This is a genomic window from Streptosporangium sp. NBC_01639 (genome assembly GCF_045209755.1).
Taxonomy (GTDB): domain Bacteria; phylum Actinomycetota; class Actinomycetes; order Streptosporangiales; family Streptosporangiaceae; genus Streptosporangium.
Genome location: NZ_CP109272.1, coordinates 8,976,024 through 8,993,658 on the forward strand (window position 1 = coordinate 8,976,024; position 17,635 = coordinate 8,993,658).

The window sequence follows — 17,635 nt, forward strand, 5'->3', positions numbered from 1 at the left end:
CCCGCACGCAAAGGGAGGACCATGGCCAGCCCATCGACCCGCCTGTCCAAGGCGGCCAGACGCGAGCAACTGCTCGACGCCGCCACCTCGATCGTGCGCACCCGGGGCGCCGACGACCTCACCCTGCCTACCCTCGCCGAAGCCGCCCAGGTCAGCCGACCAATCGTCTACGACCACTTCGCCACCCGCCACGGCCTGCTGCTCGCCCTCTACCTGCGCCTGGATGACCAGTACCGGACCAGGCTGGCCCAGGCCCTGCAGGACGCCGATCCCACCGCGCCCGAGGTCGCCCGCGTCATGAGCGAGGCCTACTTCACGTGCGCCACCGACATGCCGGAACTCACCGCCATCTCCGCCGCCCTCAAGGGAAGCCCAGCCCTGGAGGCAACCCAGCACGACCTGCTCGACCACTACACGAACCTGATGGCCACCGCCCTGCGACCCCACTCCCGCCTCACCGCCGAAGCCCTCCGGCTGCGCTGCGTCGGCACCCTCGGCGCCGCAGAGGCCATCGCCGCCGAAATCAACCGCGGCCGAGCCACCACCGACGACGCCGTCACCGCCCTGACCAATCTCATCCTCAGCACTCTCAGCCGCTGACGGCACGCCGTACATCGGGCATGACGCAGCCGCACCGCTCAGGTCCCACGTCCGGCCCTACGGTGAGGTGAACCTCGACATGGGAGTCCGCCTCAACCTCGCCGCGACCTCCGTACCGGGCCCCCGCCGGACGATGACCGAGAGGCCCACCAGCCCGGCGTCGAACCCGCCTCCTGGACCAACCGCCAGGTCCGCCGGAGCGGTCTGTGCACGTCGTGCTGGATGCGCGAGAGCGAGCCCGACATCCGCATTCTGCGACGGTGGCCGGTGCTCGGCCGCCTGACACGCGGCCGCGGAATCAACGGTCAGCGCTGGAAGCGGTAGCGGATCTGGCTGTACGTCTCCCCCTTGCCGAAAGCGAATCCGACCTCCGGATCGATGCGGTACAGCAGAACGTTGCCGGAGCGGATGGTGTCACCGAGGCCATGCCAGGTACCGTCCGGGCTCGTCAGGAGGTCGCCGTACTTGCTCTCGTAGGCGTCGGCGGTGGTGCTGCGTTCAGCCGGGTCGCACACCAACTCGGCACGTCCCTCGATGGTGATGTCGATACCGTCGAGGACGTTCGTGCCGGTCGTCATGACGCAGTGGTCGTTGGCGTGGAGGTTACGCGTCTTGCGTTCTTGGTCGCCGGTGGCGAAGTACAGGGCGCCGCCGGTCCAGACGGCCAGCAACGGTGTCACGTGGGGCCGGCCGTCGGGGCGGACGGTGGACAGCCAGAACAGTCGCGCCTGCTCCAGCTCACGCAGTGCGATCGGCCAGGGGATCACGTCGGCGCCGGAGTCGCTGAAGGGACCGATCTCGGCGACCGGGTCACAGTCGGACATGGAAGCTCCTCAATGGGTCAGACGGGAATGCGGTCGGTCACGATCTGGTCAACGGGAGGCGCCGCGGTCTCTTTGGTGACCGGTGCCGATCGCTTGCCGAGCATGGCCAGAGCGATGACCACGCCCAGTGCCGCGACGAGGCCGACCACGCCGAACGCGGCCTGATGACCGGGAACCAGCGTCTGCGGCGCGACGATCCCAGGCGTGGGTGCATGCGCGGCGACAACGCTGCCGGCGATGGCTACGCCGAGGGCGGTGCCAACCGCGAAGCAGGTATCGGCGAGTCCGGCGGCCAGACCGGAGTGCCGTTCGGCGACACCGGTGAACGCCGCGATCTGCGCACAGACGGTGGCGGTGCCCATGCCCGCCCCGAAGACCAACAGGGCAAAAGTCAGCAGTTCCGGCGAGCTGTGTTCGGACACCACCCTGGTGAGCAGCAGGCAGGCTCCACCGAGCAGGGCAGTGCCGACGGTCGCGACCGGACGCACGCCGATCCTGGTCACAACCCGCTGGCAGACCAGAGCGCCGACGACGGCCGCCACGGTCATCACCCCGGCCGTGAAGCCGAACCGCACGGGCGACCAGCCGAGCTCAAGGCGGCCGCCCGCAGGCTCACTCATACCCTCCCGCACCCAGCTCGGCGCCCAGCGCGTCAAGCCAGTCGCCGGTGCCGTGCTCCCGCCAGGAGGGCTCCTCCCGGCCATCGAGGAAGGCGCCCTGCTCGGTGATGACCAGCCGCGTGCCCCCATCGGCCGGGCAGAACGCCACGGTCGTCAGCGACACCGTCGCCAGGTCCTCTCCCACGTGCAACATGGAGGTGTAGATGATGCGCTCTTCTGGGACGATGTCGCGGTACAACGACTCAAACGTCATCGACAGGCCGCTGTCCGGGTGGCTGCGGTTGACCTCCCGGCCCCCGATCCGGAAGTCCAGTTCATGGTCCGCATCGGGGGTGGAGAACCAGCGGGCCTTCGCCTTCGGGTCGGCCCATGCCGCGAACACCCGGGCCGCCGTGGCCGGGTAGAGACGTTCCAGGGTGAATGTGGCGTGCGTGACAGAACGGTCGATCATCACAAACTCCCTTGCTCCGCTGTGCCGGGATCATCGAGCAGGTAGTCACCGAGCCGGTCCAGGCGCCGTTCCCAGGACGTGCGCTGCTCGGCAAGCCAGTCCTCGGCCGTCCGCAGTACGTCCGGCTCGATGCGGCAGGTGCGGACGCGGCCGATCTTCTCGGATCTGACCAGCCCGCACGCTTCCAGCACCTGGATGTGCTGCATGACCGCCGGTAGCGACATCTCCAGTGGCCTGGCCAGTTCGCTGACCGGCACCGGCCCGCGGATCAGGCGCTCCACCATCGCCCGGCGTGTTCCATCCGCCAGCGCCTGGAACACCCGGTCCAGCGATCCGCCATAGTTAGGCATATCCTTAACTATGGGTCGGCGCACACCGATAGTCAAGTACTTCCTTAACCAATGACCCGATCATGGTGGTCCGATCCGCTGGCTTTCATCAGCGCCGGCAAGGCTTTCGCGGACAGGTAGCCGCCCTGCTCGGCCGGGATCGGCCGCTCGCCGACGTCACCGACACCGAGATCGGCGTCGCGCTCACCGAACTATGGGGCCAATGCGCGCCGGCGACCTGGAACCGCAACCGCGCCGCCATCACCTCCTGGCTGCTCTGGTGCCAGACCAAGAAGCACTGGGCCGCCCTGTCCGTCCCGGCTGATGCCGAGCGCCGCAAGGAGAGCGCGGATGAGACCCGCGCGGTGGCCAAGAGCACCATCCACCGGCTGCTGTCACGCCGCGACATCCCGCACCGTGAGAAGACCCTGTGGCGGATGCTCTACGAAACGGCGGCCAGAGCCGTGGAGATCTTGGCGCTGAACCTCGAGGACCTCGACCTGGAGCACCGCCGCGCCCCCGTCCGCTCCAAGGGCGGCGCCATCGAATGGGTGTACTGGGACAGCGGCACCGCCCACCTGCTGCCCCGGCTCCTGCGCCTGCGCGACGGCAGCACGCGCACGCATGGTCCGCTGTTCCTGTCCGAACGGCGCCCGGTCCCGGCCCGCCGCCCGGCGGCCGCCGACATCTGCTCGCACACCGGCCGCGCCCGACTTGGCTACGACCGCGCCCGCGTCCTGCTGGACACCTACGCCGGGCTCGATCTGCACCAGCTGCGCCACAGCGCCGCCACCCACCTCGGCGACGCCGAGATCCCGCTGCAGCTCATCATGGGCAAGACCCGGCACAAGAACCCCCGCACCGCCATGCGCTACGTCAAACCCGGCGCCGAAGCCATCGCCAAGATCACCAAGATCCTGGCACCCCGCCGCCGTACCCACTGATCATGACCGGCGGCCGGCTGGAGCTGCAGGAGGTCCGGGCCATCACGTCACGGATCACTAACAGGCGAAGAAGCCCCAGGTCGCTACCGCTAATTCCTGCACTCAGCCTCCTCGAAGGCCGACTGGCCGGCGGGCTGACCTACGCCGAGATCGCCCGCCGCCTCAAATGGCCCACCTCGACCGTCACGCGTGAAGTGATGCGACACGGCGGCCCCGGCGCTTACCACGCCGACCAAGCCCAGCGCGCCGCCGACCGGCGCGTCCACCACAGGACCACCACCCCCGCGGCCGCACGCGGTGACGCCGACGCCGGCGTCGGCGGACGCGACCTGCGAACCGTGCGCGAGGTGGCCGACCAGCTCACCGACCTGCTGGTACAGGGAGGGATTCCGCAGATGATGGCCAAAATGCTGGCGACCCTGTACACCACCGACAGCGGCAGCCTCACCTCCGCCGAACTCGTCCAGCACCTTCAGGTCAGCCCCGCCTCGATCTCCAAAGCGGTCGGCTACCTCGAAGCCCAGGAACTCATCCGGCGCGAACGCGACCCCCGGCGCCGGGCCGAGCGGTACGTCATCGACGACAACGTCTGGTACCAGGCCATGGTGGCCAGCGCCCGCGCCAACGCCCTGCTCGCCGACACCGCCCGGCGAAGCGCCCGCACCCTCGGCCCGACCACCCCCGCCGGGGTCCGGCTGGAGAACATGAGCCACTTCCTCACCCACGTCGGAGAAGACCTGGTCCGCTCGGCCGAGCACTGGCGCCAGGTCTACGCCGCCCCCAGACGAACGAACACGGGTGAGCCTGGTGTTGATCACCCTCATCCGCTTGGCCCTACAGAGGTGTAGCCGCCTTGAACGGGGCCGACCGGTGAATGGGGTCCCATAGAACTCGGCATCACCGGCAAAACTCGCCCCGGCGGAACTTTGCCTCGCCGACGCGTGGTTATGTCGACGACAAGCTCGCGCCGGCCTACCGAACCCATGCGCCCAGGAGCCGCAGGCAGATCCCCACCGTACCGGCCGCTACGCCGACGTCGTGTGCCCGGTGACGCGGCCCCGCAGCCGGGTCGCGGTCATGACGAGGCCGGTGCTGCCGCGCCGGACGTCAGAGCCGCCTGCACGATGCGGATCGCCTCGCCCGCGTCGATGCCGACGCTGGCGATCACGGCCGCGTAGTCGGCGGCGGCCCGGCGGGCCCGCTCCCGCCCTTCCTCGCCGGCGGCCGACACGAACGAGCCCGCCCGCCCACGCGTCTCGATCAGCCCCGCCTCCTCCAGTTCCCGGTAGGCCCGGCCGACCGTGTTGACGGCCAGGCCGAGGTCGGCCGCCAGGTGGCGGATGGTCGGCAGCCGGGCACCCACGGCCAGCGTACGGTCCTGGATCTGCCGGGCGAGCTGGGCCCGCAACTGCTCGAACGGCGGCACCGGCGAGGCCGCATCGATGACGATCATCGGACGCTCATGGCCCGCCGGGCCACCGTCGCGCACGACGGCGTCCTGGCATGGAGCGCGACGCACGCGGCCAGGCTCAGAACGATGTAGGCGACCGCGGCGGCATTCCACCAGCCGGGCGCGGTACCGAACAGCACCACCGGCAGCGACCACTGCACGTTCGGCGTGGTGAGCTCGCGGGCGTCCTCGACGCGCATGATGACGTCGGCGGTCAGCGACTCCTCGTCCTCCGCCACGACCGGGAACCTGAGCAGGTGGCGCAGCTGCATGGCGGTGATGGCCGTCGCGCCGAGCAGACCGATCAGCACGACGACGGCCAACTGCCGCACGGTGGGCTCGGGAACGGCCAGGGCGCTTGCGGCCAGCACCATCGCACCGGCGGACGTGGCGACCGCGAAGACGGCGTACGGCCGGCCGAGCACGGTCCGCCAGCCGGGCTGGATCGGATGGGCGGCCCGGCGCGACAGCGTCGCGCCCGCCCGCTGGTCGACGCGACGCACCCACCGGTCGAGCAGGGACTGTGCCAGCAGCAGCCCGGCCACCGCCACGGTCAGGGCCAGCAGCGGCAGCGGCAGCGGGCGATACGGCTGGAGGCCGCCGAAAGCGGAAGTGGCGGCGAGGGCGCTCACGATGATCAACGCGGCCAGGATGACGTAAGTGGCCAGGCGAGCGCGTCTGCGGACCGCCAGCCGGCTGGCGAGCAGCGGGGTCGGATGGGCGCCGATCTGGTCATGGCGGGCCAGCCACTCGCCCGCCATGACCAGATCGGCCGTGCGCGTCGGCGGGTCGGTGTCCGGTAGCGGTTCGCGGGTCATAGCGCCTCCTTTGTCGCAAGCTTTGTACCAATAAGATGCGTCATGGGTTGCGACAAAGTCAACACCCCAGGCCCTCGTCTCGGCGGCGCGATCCAGGGTGTCGGGTTGGGTCGGACCGGGGTGCCCTGCCGTGATTGCTCACGGTGGGTTTCCCCGGCCCGCCCGCCGCACCCGGCGTGCGCGTCTCCACGCACCGGGCGCTCCACGTGCCTTTCCCGCTGGTCAGGTTCCTGCGGGTTCGGTGGTCCAGGGGGTCGGGATCTTGGTTCCGCGATAGCGGTAGCGTTCGATCTTGACCGGTGACGCGCCTGTGAAAGCGGTCCCCTGGTGGGCGATCCTCCAGTCTCGGTCGCAGAAGCGACGCTTGAACTCGGGCATGCCGAGGCGGGCCTTGCCCGCATATTTCCGGCGGATCCACCGCATCAACCGGCCCCACGCGTGGGCGTCGATCGCGCCGAAGATCGCCTTGGATACTCCGTGCCGGAAGTAGGTCGCCCACCCGCGCAGCATCCGGTTCAAGCTGAGGATCAGCTCGGCCAGATCCTGGTTGCGGGTCGACCTGTGCGTCTTCGCCTTCACCTTGTCCTTGATCGCCTGAACGGCCTTCTTGGACGGCATGGTGTAGACGAAATACTTGTTCGTTCCTCGTTTCCGCTGGCGGCGGATGTGGTGCCCGAGGAAGTCGAACCCCTCGTCGATATGGACCACACGGGTCTTCTCCTCGGCCAGGCGCAGTCCCAAGGGGGCGAGCACGCCGGCCACCACTTCGCGCAAGGCCTCGGCGTGATGGCGGTCGCCCGCCACCATCAGGACGAAGTCGTCGGCGAACCTGACGAATCTCCAGTTGCCCTGGCCTTGGTCCTTGCGTCTGCGCCGCTGCCGCTTGGTGCCCATCTCCTCGTGCCATTGCCGGTCGAAATGATCGTCCAGCGCAGACAGGGCGATGTTCGCCAGCAGCGGGGAGAGGATCCCGCCTTGCGGGGTTCCGGTCCAGGTCTCCTCCCGGTTTCCGTCGGCCGTCATGACCCCGGATTTCAGGAACGCCTTGACCAGCGAGTTCACGTGCTTGTCCTTGATCCTCGCCCGGAGACGGTCGATCAGGGCGGTGTGGTCGATCTCGTCGAAACACGCCTTGATGTCCGCCTCGAACACCCACCGGTAGTTGACCGGCTCGGAGGCGAAGTGATGGATCTCGGAGATCGCGTCGTGCGCTCGCCGGTTGGGGCGGAACCCATAGGAGCACGGTTTGAAGTCCGCCTCGAAGATGGGTTCGAGAACCTGCTTCAGGGCCGCTTGGACTACCCGGTCGGCGACGGTGGGGATCCCCAGCTTGCGAAGCTTGCCGCTCGCCTTGGGGATCATCACCTGCCGCACCTCGACCGGCCGGAACTCGCCCGACTTCAGCGCGTTCCGGAGCTGGCCCAGGAAGTCCTCGACCCCGATCACGGTCTCGATCCAGACCACCGTGGCCCGGTCGATCCCCGGAGTCCTCGCCCCGACATTCCGCGAGACCCGCTCCCACGCGTGTCTCAGGAACGCCGGGTCGTGGACGAGGTTGAACAGGTCACCGAACCGGCGGCCGGGATCATCGGTCGCCCAACGGTGCAACTTGGTCTGCATCCTCCGTACCGCACGCTCGGCCGACCACGGGTCGGGCCAACCGCTGGCACCGGTATTCACCGGCGCGTCTTCGGACATTGCATTCCCTTCATCGACTGACACGCTGCCGCCCTTCCCCATGCACGCGGCTCTCCCGCGCTCGGAGTACTACGGCGGCTCCGCCCCCTCCGCGTCTTCGGCCGACGTCGGGCCTATCCCGCCCCACGCCCCTGGCCAGGGCGTTCGGGCGGGACCGATCACGGAGGGTTCCCACGTTCACTGCTGTCCGATCGACGGGTTAGGCACCCGGCTCTGCCCCTGCGGCATCGTCACGGCTACGCCGTAGTCCTTCACCGTGACCTCCGAGCGCAGGCGCTTAAGACCCTGCTCGGAGTTCCCCGCCCTCGTCATGAGGAGGGCGAGTGCGCGCCGCTTCCCAGCCCGAATCCACCGGGTTAGAGCTGGTAGCAAGTCAAGAGGCGTAATGACACCGGTTCCTCGCGTATGCCTTCCCGTCTCGCTCACCGCGCCCGGCCCATCCGGTAGTGCTGGACCGACGCGACTTTGTCGAGGCTGCTCCCACCCTCCCCGGCGACTCCCGGCTCAGGCTGCCTCCAGCTTCACCCCACCGCTACGACGGCGAGGAGATGGACGGTCTTTCACCTCCATTCGGAACAACAGCGCCTCGTTAAGCAACAGTTCTTGAGTTGAGGGTGCTGAATCCTCCTCACCCTGCACGCTCCCTGCCTGCGAACTGCGTCTTCTCCCGTTTGCCGGATCGATCACCACACATCGAAGTAACTTCACTCTCCGTGAGACTTCTGTCACAGGAGTGACGGGGTGGCAGCGCTGGTGAAGTCGGGAGGTGTGGGTTGGCGCTGGGGGTCGTCCGAGACCTACGCGAGCACCGAGCCCCCGGCAGCGAAGAAGATCTCGTCGCCTTCGAGACCGACGTGCTGTCGGGGTTTGTGCTGGCTCGCGCGTCGGCAGGGCTGACCGACAGCACCATCCGCAACGACGCCAATCATCTGGAGCTGATCCGGAATTGGTTCGGCCGGCCGCTGTGGGAGATGCAGCCCGAAGACGGTGACGTCTACTTCGGCAAGGTGCTGCGAGACGCCAAGCCCTCCACCCGCACCGGGCGAGCGGCTGCTCTGACGGTGTTCTTCCGGTTTCTGGAGCTCAGGCACAAGGTTGAGCTGCACAACCTCACCGGCCGGGTCGTCGAATGCCCGCTCGATGAGGTCAACCGGCCACGGCTGTCGGTGGATCCGCAGCTGCGCGTTCCGCCGACCGTTGAGGAGATCGAGCAGCTGTTCGCCGGGTGGCGCGAAGAGCTGATGAGCTGCCGCAAGTTCGCTCCGGCCGCCCGCAACTACGCCGTGGCCCGGCTGGTCGCCGATGTTGGGCTACGGATCAACGAGGCCCGGATGCTCGACCTGGACGACGTGCGCTGGGAGCTGGGCCGGTTCGGCAAGCTGAACATCCGCCACGGGAAGGGGTCTCGCCGCAAGGGGCCCAAGCCACGGCTGGTGCCTCTGATCAACGGCGCCGACCGCAGCCTGCGCTGGTTCATCGAAGACGTCCTCGGGCTCTTCGAGCTCGACCTGTCCAGCCACCGCACGCCCTTGTTTCCCTCTGAGCGGAAGAACGCCGAGGGCACCTGCACCCGCGCCACGGCGGACGTGTTTCGCCGCGCCTTGATCGACGCCGTCGACCGGTATCTGCCGACCTGGTCGGGACGGCTGACACCACACGTGCTGCGGCACTTTTGCGCCTCCCAGCTCTACCTGGCCGGGATGAACCTGTTCGCGATCCAGGAACTGCTCGGCCACGCCTGGACCGGCACCACGGCCCGATACATCCACGTCCATGCCACCCATGTCGAAGACGCCTGGGTCACCGGACAGCGCCGCGTCGCCGACCGATGGAAAGGACTCACCCGATGAAATGGAACCTGCGCCTGGCGGCCGCGAACCGCGGGATCTGGAAGGCCAGTGAGTTCCAGCGGATGCTCGCCGAACGTGGCCTGGTCATCAGCGCCGGCAAGATGTCGGGCCTATGGTCTGGGGCTCCCAATGTGGTCAAACTCGACGAGCTCGACGTCATCTGCACCGTGCTGGGCTGCGGCGTCGACGAACTACTGATCCCCGAACCCGAGGCTGTCGCCGAGCCGCGGCACTACGACGATGACCAGAGCACGGCGGTTGGCCAAGATCGGCAGGTCACCCCGCGCACCGGGGCCGGGCGGTCGCTTCCTCCTCGATGAACTGCGCACACTGCGGCACGCCGTTGCCGGAGAAACGACGCCGGGATCAGGTCTACTGCAGCAACTCCTGCTCAGCGTTAGCCTCCTACCATCGGCGCAAGAACGGCCAGCCGGTCCCACCGCGTTGGCAGCATCCGGCGTTGACAGCAAATGATCCGGTACTGCGGGCAGCGGCACATCACGTCCAAGTACTCGGCCAAATCGGCGGCTGGAACCCCTCCACCACCAGATGCGTGCTGGACGGGCTCGTCACGGTGCTGACTGGCCTCCCCGCAGGTGAGCGTGTCTCGCTCAGCGAGGTTCGAGCCCGGCCGCACCGCTGGGTGTCGCGACCTCGGCTCATCGACGTGCTCATCGACCTGGACCTGCTCCACGATGACTCCGATCCGGCGATCAAATCCTGGATCGACCGGGTCACGATTCCTTTCACACCCGGCTTCATCATCCCCGTCCGGCAGTGGCTGCTGATCCTGCTCAACGGCGACGCCAGGGCACGGCCCCGGTCCGCATCCAGCATCTATGTCTACTTCGGGGCCATCCGGCCATTCCTCGATGACTGGGCGGCGAGCTATGACCATCTGCGGGAGGTCACCCGCTCCGACATCCACGCAGCGCTTGGACCGCTCAGCGGCTCACGACGCGCCACCACGATCAGCGCCCTGCGATCGCTGTTCGGGTTCGCCAAGAAGCGCGGCCTGATCTTCTCCAACCCGACGATCAGGTTGAAGGGCCGCCCGGCGGACTTCGCCCTGCTTCCGATGGCTGATGAGGAGATTCGGGCCATCGAGCAACAGGCCGAGGACCTCGCCGGACGAGTCATCATCGCCCTGGCTGCCGAGAACGCCGCTCGCACCGGAGCCATCCGCCATCTGACACTCGACGACCTCGATCTGGCCAACCGGCGAATCATCCTCGCAGGCCGCCGCCAGCGACTCGGCGACCTCAGCCATCGAGCACTCCGTCGCTGGCTCCGCTACCGCCGCACAACCTGGCCGCACACCAACAATCCCCACGTGCTCATCAGCAACAAGACTGCCTACGGTGCTGGCCCTATCAGCCAGGCGTTCGTGACGCTGCGGATGAATCGCATTGGATGCAGCGTCGACCGGATACGCAAGGACCGCATCCTGCACGAGGCTCTCGCCGGAGGAGCCGATCCGCTTCACCTGTCGCTGGTCTTCGGGATCTCCCACAGCACCGCAGCCAGATACTCCGCCGTCGCCGAGCATCTACTCGCCGACGAACTCGATCAGACACCCCAGCCATGATCCCGTCTGGATCATGACTCCGGGATCCCATCGGGTCGCCGATACTTCGACCCGCGGCGTCCGTCTCCCCACTCGCCACGCACCGGCCATCGGATCATGCAGCTGACACGGACGACCACTTCTCCCTAGCCTGTCCAGATGATCACTCCGATTGAGCTCGTCATCTTCGACTGCGACGGCGTGCTCGTCGACAGCGAACGCATAGCCGTCCGCGCCCATGTCGCCGTGGGCGCCGAGCTGGGCTGGCCGCTGACCGAAGCCGAGGTGATCGAAAAGTTCATCGGCCGGTCGCCCGTGTCCAACGGTGAACAAATCACTTCCCGAGTAGGGCCGGGCCGGGCCGCGCTCTGGTGGGAGAGATTCGAGCGACTCCACCGTGCGGCCGTCGATGCCGAACTCACCCCGGTCGACGGCATCCTCGAAGTCCTCGACACCCTCACGCATCCCAGCTGCGTCGCCTCTGGCGGCAGTCACGACACGATGCGCCACACGCTGGGTCACACCGGGATTTACCCATACTTCGAAGGCCGCATCTTCAGCGCAAGCGAGGTCGCCCGCGGCAAACCGGCCCCCGACCTGTTCCTGCACGCTGCCAAGCAGATGGGCGTCCACCCCTCGGCCTGCATCGTCGTCGAGGACAGCCAATACGGGATCCAGGCAGCCCGCGCAGCCGGCATGCGCGCCCTTGGCTACGCTGGCGGACTCACACCCGCGCAATGGCTCGAAGGATCGAACACCACGATCTTCGACGACATGCGCGAACTCCCGAGACTCCTTGCAGAAGCCTGACCGACCAGGATTCCAACTTGGCCTACGTGAAAGAAGAGGTCATCTTCCTCTGACCTGCTGGAAGGGCCCTACAACCCTAGATAACGATTGAACTCCCCGCGTTTTCAGATCTCACCAACCGAACTCACGTGTGTTCCCGATGAATATGCTTCAGTCTGGCTGAACTCACGGCAGACGGCGCACTAAGACTCGTGCAACTAGGTACACGCGATTGAGTTCGCCCAGGTCAGCGGTGCCCTACTGATCGATAGGGAGGTGGCTGACGGCGTCTTCGAGGTTGGTGTGGGCGGGCAAGGTGTACCGGCGGATGGTGTCCAGGCGGGCATGGCCGAGGATCTCGGCGACGCCGAGCTGTCACCGGGCCAGGATGCCCGCTCGGTTCGCCGCGGTTCGCCATTCGGTGAGTGACACCCTGGCGGTGGTGTCCAGCAGCGGGACCTCTCGGGAAGTCTCGCCCTTGCCGGAGCGGACGATGACCTTGCCCTTGCGGGCCGAGAGCGGGACATCGTCGTCGTCCAGGGCGACGAGTTCGGCGATGCGCAGCCCGGAGTAGAACAGCGCGAGCGATCGTCGTCAAGGGGAGTGACCACACGCCGATTGAGGTCTGTTCCTCACCCTTGGGCAGGTTTCGAGCTGAGGGGCGGCACCCGAGCAGGCTGTCTGCTCGGGTGCCGCCCGGTGGTACGCGGGATCAAGCCTTGTCGAAGAAGGCCGGCCCCGGTACTGGTGGGGTCGCGTATTCAACTGTCGCGAGTTGTCGTTCCCCTGGGCTCTACTGGTGACGTTCCGTGCTCGCCGGAGGCGTGGCGGTTCAGTCGTGGAACCCGCGGAAGACGCCGTCTGCGTCGGCGTTCTCGGCGAACTCGCCGAAGTCCATGTTGCCGATGGAGAGGTTGGCGTGAATCGCGGGGATCTCGGAGGGGATGACGCGCATCTCCCATTCGGATTCCAGTTCGATGACCAGGAACGGCATCTCCTGCGAATCGACGGTGACCTTGTCGGCGATGACGAGGATCGGGCCCTGGCAGCCGCCCGGGAGCAGGGCGAGGATCTGCTGCGCGGTAAGGCCTTGATAGGCGGGGTCCTCGACAACCTTCACCTGGCCCGAGAACTCCTCTGCCCAGCCGTCCTTGTCGATGTCGCCGAGCGAGTTTCGTACGGCCTGCCATCGTTCCTGGTCAGAGAAGTCGGTACGCACCACGAGCAGGGCGTCGACTTTGGGCAACATGTCCATCTGACGATCTTCGAGGCAATGCCAGTGGCTCCGCAAGCTCACCGACGACCGTAGTGTCTGTAGTGGCGTTTTACTGGTGGAGTCACCTATTCAACTGTCGCGAGCTGTCGGCTCCGTGGAGCTCAATGGTGACCGTCCGTGTTGCCCGGCGGCGTAGCGGCTCCACGTTCCACCTCCTTCTCTGAGGAGACGGGCAGTGGTCCCGTCGTGGTAGCCAAGTGCGTCGGCGACGACGGGGGCAGGCATCTCGAGGAGTTGCTGCCGGATGGCGGCGCCGCGGGCGGATGCCGCGGGGATGCCAATCTTTCTCAGAAGCGCGGACAGATGATCGGGGCGACAAGGCTGGCCCGCTCGGCGGCCGGGGAACAGCCACCGAGAGGCGCGGTTGGTGGCGGTGTTCATGTTGTCGCGAGTCACGATGTAGTTCAGCAGCAGGGACGCGATCGGCTCGGGGACGGGCGAGGGCGGATCCCCGAGTCGCAGGAACACGGTCTCGCCGTCGCGAAGCAGGTCGTCGACGGTGAGCTGGACGACCCGGGTAAGGGGTTGTGCGTAGAGAAGAACGATGATGCCGGCCACACGCAGAAGCGGGGGAATCTCGGCATCAAGCAATAGGCGGCGGAGAGCAGCCAGGCGTTCCTCCTCGGTCATGGGGGCCTGGCGCGAAATCCTTCCCGCAGGCAGGGACAGCGATCGTGAGCACTGACGGCTCTGCATGGCCCAGGTGAGGAAGACTCGTACTTGTGCGCGGACGTTTTCGGTGTTCTCGGCGTACCAGGCGTCGATGTCGCTCTGGCGGCAAGATGCGAGGGTGCGGTCGCGCTTGTCGAGCCAGGCCAGGAATGCTGTCGCGTATTTGATCTGATCGGCGGCGTTGCGGCGAACACTGGGCGTGATATTGCTTCGCTCGGCGCGGCTCCGGAGGGCGGGAAGGACGCGCCAGGTCGCGAACAGCCGGATCGTCTTGACGTGCTCAGGGTTGGTGACGCTGGCCAGATGGTCAGGGAGCCAGCGCTGAAAGGAGCAGATGTGTTTGTCGACGGCGGGTAGGACGCCGCTGGCCACGAGGAGTCCTTCCAGGTGAGCGATGGTCCGCCAGGGTTGGAGTTCATGGAAGGCGTCGTGGGTGAGGGGGATCTGCCCGCGAGCGAGTTGTTGTAGAAGAGCCGACGCGTTTCCTGGATGGTTGGGGCGCAGCGCTAGCCAGGCCAGTCCGCTGTCGGGCCGTTCCATCGCCACGAGCAGGTCGAACAAGGGGGTCAGCTCCGGGCGGATGCGGCCGGTGCCGTCGTCCAGGACAGCGGTGAGCCGATCGCTGAGGGTGCAGCGTTCGCAGAGGCGCCCGCCCAGGAGTTTGCCCTCGAACCCGCAACGCGAGCAGTCGAACGTCTGGGAGAAGTCGGCGCAGGTGGCGCAGATTGCGACGCCGTCGCCGCGTCGACGTCCGGGAAGAGCGCGGTCCTGATTGCATCCGGGGCAGATGCCTCGGGCGCGGATTGCCCGGTCTGCGCAGGTTCGGCAGACATATCCGTCCGGCCAATGGCCGGCCTTGTGCCTGTGACGGCCGCAGCGGCAGCACTCGGCCATGAACCACCGTTCGTATTGCTCGTCGGTGGCGTAGGCGCGGGTCATGCGTCGGGCAGGATACGGGCCGGGCGTGGCCGCAGCTTCTCGACCCCGGCGGGCGGAGTGGGCAGGTCGCCGGTGGCGGTCTTGCGGACGCCGGCGTTCTCGGCGGTGGTGGCGACCAGGTCGGCCGGGGTGCAGGCGAGGATGTCGCAGAGCGCGGACATCACCTGCAGGGACAACCGTTCGGGAGTGCCGGAGACCAGGCGGTGGACTTGGGAGGCCGACAGCTCGATGCCGCGCTCGCGCAGGAGCGGCACCAGCTCGGTGGCGGTGAAGACGCGCCGATCGGCCATGATCTCGCGCAGCCTCCAGGTGTAGCCGACCTTGCGTTTCATGATTCTCCTCCCGTCTGGGCCTGGAGCGCGGCGGCGATGGTGGCGTCCAGGTGCCGGCGCAGGGTGCGGGTGCGGAAGTCAGAGCTGACGCAGGTGTAGATCGCGGTGGTGCTCGCGTGCTCGTGCCCGACCTGCTCCTGGACGAAGCGCGGGTCCCAGCCGTCCTCGATCAGGTGGGTGACATAGGAGCGGCGAAAGGAGTGGAAGTCCAGGCCCTCATCCAGGCCCAGGGCCTGGCGGTAGGCGGTGAAGCGGGAGTTGAGCCGCTGGCAGCCGATCCGCAGCCCGCGCTCCGACGGCCAGGCCGCGGGATTGTTGTCGGTGCCGAACAGCGGGCGGACCTCGGTGAACCACTCCTCCAGGATGTCGGGGGTCCACTCCCACACGGTTAAGGCGGTGCGGCGTTTGGGCGGTGAGCCCTTCTTGGCCTTGCCGTATCGGACCTGGCAGCGGCCGTACTCGCCGAACTCTGTGCCGTGCGGGTTGCGGCCGAAATCGGCCGCGTCCAGCATCCGTGTCTCGTTGCGGCGTAGCCCATAGGAGTAGGCGGTCTTGAACAAGGTGGCGTCCCGGAAGGCCGGTAACCAGCCCTTGCGGCCGAAGGCCCGGATGCGGGCGACCTCGTCATCGCAGTGCTCGAAGAAGGCGTGCAGCTCGGCCTTGGTGAACGCGCGCTTGGCCGCGTCGGCTTCGTGTTCTTGAACGTGGACCGCGGTGTTCCACTCGTGCACGATCTGGATGGGGTGGGTTCCGAAATGCTCTTCACATGTCGCGGCCCATTCGTAGAGGGGATCGGTGACGAAGTAGCAGAACGCGCGTACTGCTTCAGAGTAGGAACGAATGGTCGAGCGTTTCAGCTCACGCAGGGAGCGCAGGTCGCCGAGCCATTCGTCCAGCATGGCGGGCGCCCACTGCCACGGATAGGCGTTGACGTAGGCGGCGAACGCCTTCACGGTGTTCTCCCGTCCCTCCACGGTGGAGCGGGCCAGGTTCCGTGCCAGCTGCTGGTTGGCGAACCCTGTCAGCATCGCGGTGAAGAACTGCTCCTCTGGCCGGAGCAGCGTGATGCCGTCGACGAGGTGCAGCCTGGCTGCTCCCGGTATCGACCCGTCCGTCCCCACGTGTCCACCGCCCTCCGCTACTCGCATCAGATGCGAGGAAGTCGCATCGTATGCGAGTCGCCCAGTGACCCGCAGGCCATTCGAGTAGAAACCCGAATCAGTGGACGATCGCACCCCTCCAGTCGCCATCGTCATTGTTGTCGCCTGTGCTCTATCGTTGCTGGTCGGCCCAGGTGGCCACTCACCCTTCAGTGACCGTCCGCAAAGGGTCGCGAATTCGCATTAGATGCAATTGGCGGTGCTTGGAACATCGGTACAGCGGTTATCGGTGAGAACGATCATGGTCGTCTAGCACAGTGATCCACTTCGCCGCTGGGGTTCGGTGAAACGCCTCCGGGCCTGGTCCGGGGCTGGCTACGGTCCGGCTCGTGCCGGTGGAATTTCTGAGTGATGAACAGGCCGAGGCGTACGGGACGTTCGCCGAGGAGCCGACGAGGCCCGAGCTGGAGCGGTTCTTCTTCCTGGACGACGTGGACCGGGACCTGATCGCCCTGCGGCGGACGGAGCATCACCGGCTCGGATTCGCGCTCCAGATGTGCACGGTTCGGTACGTCGGGCTGTTCCTGGAGGATCCGCTCGCTGTGCCGTGGCCGGTGGTCGAGCACCTGGCCGTGCAGCTCGGCACCGAGGACCCGTCAGTGGTCAAGCGGTACACCGAGCGGCGCCAGACGCTGTACGACCATGCGTGGGAGATCCGGGATACCTACGGCTACCACCCCTACGAGGACGGCGAGTGGGGCCGGCGGTTCCGTACGTTCCTGCACGGGCGGGCGTGGACGCACGCGGAGGGCCCGAAGGCGCTGTTCGACCACGCGGTGGGCTGGTTGCGTCGTCACCGGGTCCTGCTGCCCGGGGTGTCCGTGCTGGCCCGGCAGGTGGCGGAGGCGCGGAAGGTCGCGGAGAAGCGGCTGTACGCCATGGTCGCGGGCGCCGCCCGCCGCGCGGACCCGGCGGCTGCCCGGGGCTCTGGTGGCGACGCTGAAGACGCCGGAGGGCTCGCGGTTCTCGGAGCTGGAGCGGCTGCGCCGGCCGCCGACGCGGACGACGGGCACGGCGTTCGCCCGCGCGCTGGAGCGGGTGGACGAGATCGGCGCGTACCGGCTCGGCAGGCTAAGGCTATCGCAGATCCCGCCGAACCGGATGGCGGCACTGGCCCGGTACGCGCTGGGGTCGAAGGCGCCGCTGCTGGAGCGGGCGGCGGAGCCCAAGCGCACGGCGATGCTCACCGCGGTGATGCGGCACCTGGAGGCGAAGGCGATCGACGAGGCCCTGGACTTGTTCCAGGTTCTGATGACCACCCGGCTGCTGAATGCGGCGAAGCGGAAGACGGAGAAGGAGCGGCTGTCGACGCTGCC

General features: G+C 67.5%; 19 protein-coding genes and 1 pseudogene. 8 read left to right on the plus strand and 12 right to left on the minus strand.

The annotated features are described in order from the left end of the window. The first annotated feature begins 21 nt into the window (after window positions 1–21). A complete protein-coding gene (locus tag OHA77_RS40925; protein ID WP_406314941.1) occupies window positions 22–600 on the plus strand; it encodes a TetR/AcrR family transcriptional regulator in 579 nt (192 codons plus the stop codon). Window positions 601–905: 305 nt separating this feature from the next. Here the strand turns inward: OHA77_RS40925 and OHA77_RS40930 are convergent, their stop codons facing one another. From OHA77_RS40930 to OHA77_RS40945, 4 genes are read right to left on the minus strand one after another with little or no spacing between them, the layout of a single operon-like run. After that, window positions 906–1,424 (minus strand): pyridoxamine 5'-phosphate oxidase family protein, encoded by a 519-nt coding sequence (locus OHA77_RS40930; RefSeq protein ID WP_406314943.1) that lies wholly within the window; start codon window positions 1,422–1,424, stop codon window positions 906–908. A 17-nt stretch (window positions 1,425–1,441) separates the two neighbouring features. Then, window positions 1,442–2,044, minus strand: a complete 603-nt coding sequence (locus OHA77_RS40935; protein ID WP_406314944.1) for an MFS transporter — start codon at window positions 2,042–2,044, stop codon at window positions 1,442–1,444. After that, window positions 2,037–2,495, minus strand: a complete 459-nt coding sequence (locus OHA77_RS40940) for an SRPBCC family protein (RefSeq protein WP_406314945.1) — start codon at window positions 2,493–2,495, stop codon at window positions 2,037–2,039. Before OHA77_RS40940 ends, OHA77_RS40935 begins: the two co-directional genes overlap by 8 nt. Continuing rightward, window positions 2,495–2,845: an ArsR/SmtB family transcription factor gene (locus tag OHA77_RS40945; RefSeq protein ID WP_406314946.1), complete on the minus strand. Its 351-nt coding sequence runs from the start codon at window positions 2,843–2,845 to the stop codon at window positions 2,495–2,497. The genes OHA77_RS40940 and OHA77_RS40945 overlap by 1 nt, the downstream gene beginning before the upstream one ends. A 62-nt stretch (window positions 2,846–2,907) precedes the next feature. Here OHA77_RS40945 and OHA77_RS40950 point away from each other — a divergent pair, with 62 nt between their 5' ends. Together OHA77_RS40950 and OHA77_RS40955 are read left to right on the plus strand one after the other, a co-directional pair. Then, the gene (locus OHA77_RS40950) at window positions 2,908–3,768 is read left to right on the plus strand and encodes a tyrosine-type recombinase/integrase (RefSeq protein ID WP_406314948.1); all 861 of its coding nucleotides are present in this window, start codon (window positions 2,908–2,910) and stop codon (window positions 3,766–3,768) included. 2 nt (window positions 3,769–3,770) lie between these two features. After that, complete coding sequence (locus tag OHA77_RS40955; protein ID WP_406314950.1) at window positions 3,771–4,616, plus strand: MarR family transcriptional regulator; 846 nt, start codon at window positions 3,771–3,773, stop codon at window positions 4,614–4,616. A gap of 227 nt (window positions 4,617–4,843) precedes the next feature. Here the strand turns inward: OHA77_RS40955 and OHA77_RS40960 are convergent, their stop codons facing one another. The 3 genes from OHA77_RS40960 to ltrA all read right to left on the minus strand — a co-directional run bounded on the left by OHA77_RS40960 (window position 4,844) and on the right by ltrA (window position 7,656). Then, window positions 4,844–5,221 carry a GntR family transcriptional regulator gene (locus OHA77_RS40960; RefSeq protein WP_326822967.1) on the minus strand — a complete coding sequence of 126 codons (378 nt, stop codon included), beginning with the start codon at window positions 5,219–5,221 and terminating at the stop codon, window positions 4,844–4,846. Continuing rightward, window positions 5,218–6,036 (minus strand): hypothetical protein, encoded by an 819-nt coding sequence (locus OHA77_RS40965; protein WP_406314952.1) that lies wholly within the window; start codon window positions 6,034–6,036, stop codon window positions 5,218–5,220. Before OHA77_RS40965 ends, OHA77_RS40960 begins: the two co-directional genes overlap by 4 nt. Window positions 6,037–6,258: 222 nt before the next feature. Then, window positions 6,259–7,656, minus strand: a complete 1,398-nt coding sequence (gene ltrA, locus OHA77_RS40970) for a group II intron reverse transcriptase/maturase (protein ID WP_406314954.1) — start codon at window positions 7,654–7,656, stop codon at window positions 6,259–6,261. A gap of 851 nt (window positions 7,657–8,507) precedes the next feature. On the opposite strand from ltrA, the gene OHA77_RS40975 reads away from it, so the two are divergent. From OHA77_RS40975 to OHA77_RS40990, 4 genes are all read left to right on the plus strand, one after another. Then, entirely contained in the window at window positions 8,508–9,584 is a 1,077-nt protein-coding gene (locus OHA77_RS40975) for a tyrosine-type recombinase/integrase (RefSeq protein ID WP_406314955.1), read from the plus strand. After that, window positions 9,581–9,904 carry a helix-turn-helix domain-containing protein gene (locus tag OHA77_RS40980; protein ID WP_406314957.1) on the plus strand — a complete coding sequence of 108 codons (324 nt, stop codon included), beginning with the start codon at window positions 9,581–9,583 and terminating at the stop codon, window positions 9,902–9,904. Before OHA77_RS40975 ends, OHA77_RS40980 begins: the two co-directional genes overlap by 4 nt. Before the next feature lie 140 nt (window positions 9,905–10,044). Further along, window positions 10,045–11,172 carry a tyrosine-type recombinase/integrase gene (locus OHA77_RS40985; RefSeq protein ID WP_406314959.1) on the plus strand — a complete coding sequence of 376 codons (1,128 nt, stop codon included), beginning with the start codon at window positions 10,045–10,047 and terminating at the stop codon, window positions 11,170–11,172. 138 nt (window positions 11,173–11,310) lie between these two features. Next, a complete protein-coding gene (locus OHA77_RS40990; protein WP_406314961.1) occupies window positions 11,311–11,961 on the plus strand; it encodes an HAD family hydrolase in 651 nt (216 codons plus the stop codon). A 354-nt stretch (window positions 11,962–12,315) separates the two neighbouring features. On the opposite strand, the gene OHA77_RS40995 is transcribed toward OHA77_RS40990, so the two are convergent. The 5 genes from OHA77_RS40995 to OHA77_RS41015 all read right to left on the minus strand — a co-directional run bounded on the left by OHA77_RS40995 (window position 12,316) and on the right by OHA77_RS41015 (window position 16,307). Then, entirely contained in the window at window positions 12,316–12,519 is a 204-nt protein-coding gene (locus OHA77_RS40995; protein ID WP_406319962.1) for a tyrosine-type recombinase/integrase, read from the minus strand. Between the two features lie 253 nt (window positions 12,520–12,772). After that, window positions 12,773–13,195 carry a DUF6924 domain-containing protein gene (locus tag OHA77_RS41000; RefSeq protein WP_406314962.1) on the minus strand — a complete coding sequence of 141 codons (423 nt, stop codon included), beginning with the start codon at window positions 13,193–13,195 and terminating at the stop codon, window positions 12,773–12,775. 90 nt (window positions 13,196–13,285) lie between these two features. After that, on the minus strand, window positions 13,286–14,827 hold the full coding sequence (locus OHA77_RS41005) for a hypothetical protein (protein ID WP_406314963.1): 1,542 nt from the start codon (window positions 14,825–14,827) through the stop codon (window positions 13,286–13,288). Then, window positions 14,824–15,159 carry a helix-turn-helix domain-containing protein gene (locus OHA77_RS41010; protein WP_406314965.1) on the minus strand — a complete coding sequence of 112 codons (336 nt, stop codon included), beginning with the start codon at window positions 15,157–15,159 and terminating at the stop codon, window positions 14,824–14,826. Before OHA77_RS41010 ends, OHA77_RS41005 begins: the two co-directional genes overlap by 4 nt. Continuing rightward, complete coding sequence (locus OHA77_RS41015; RefSeq protein ID WP_406314966.1) at window positions 15,156–16,307, minus strand: tyrosine-type recombinase/integrase; 1,152 nt, start codon at window positions 16,305–16,307, stop codon at window positions 15,156–15,158. Before OHA77_RS41015 ends, OHA77_RS41010 begins: the two co-directional genes overlap by 4 nt. A gap of 347 nt (window positions 16,308–16,654) precedes the next feature. Here OHA77_RS41015 and OHA77_RS41020 point away from each other — a divergent pair. Further along, window positions 16,655–17,107, plus strand: a pseudogene (locus tag OHA77_RS41020) (DUF4158 domain-containing protein); the annotation flags it as partial. Between the last annotated feature and the right edge of the window lie 528 nt (window positions 17,108–17,635).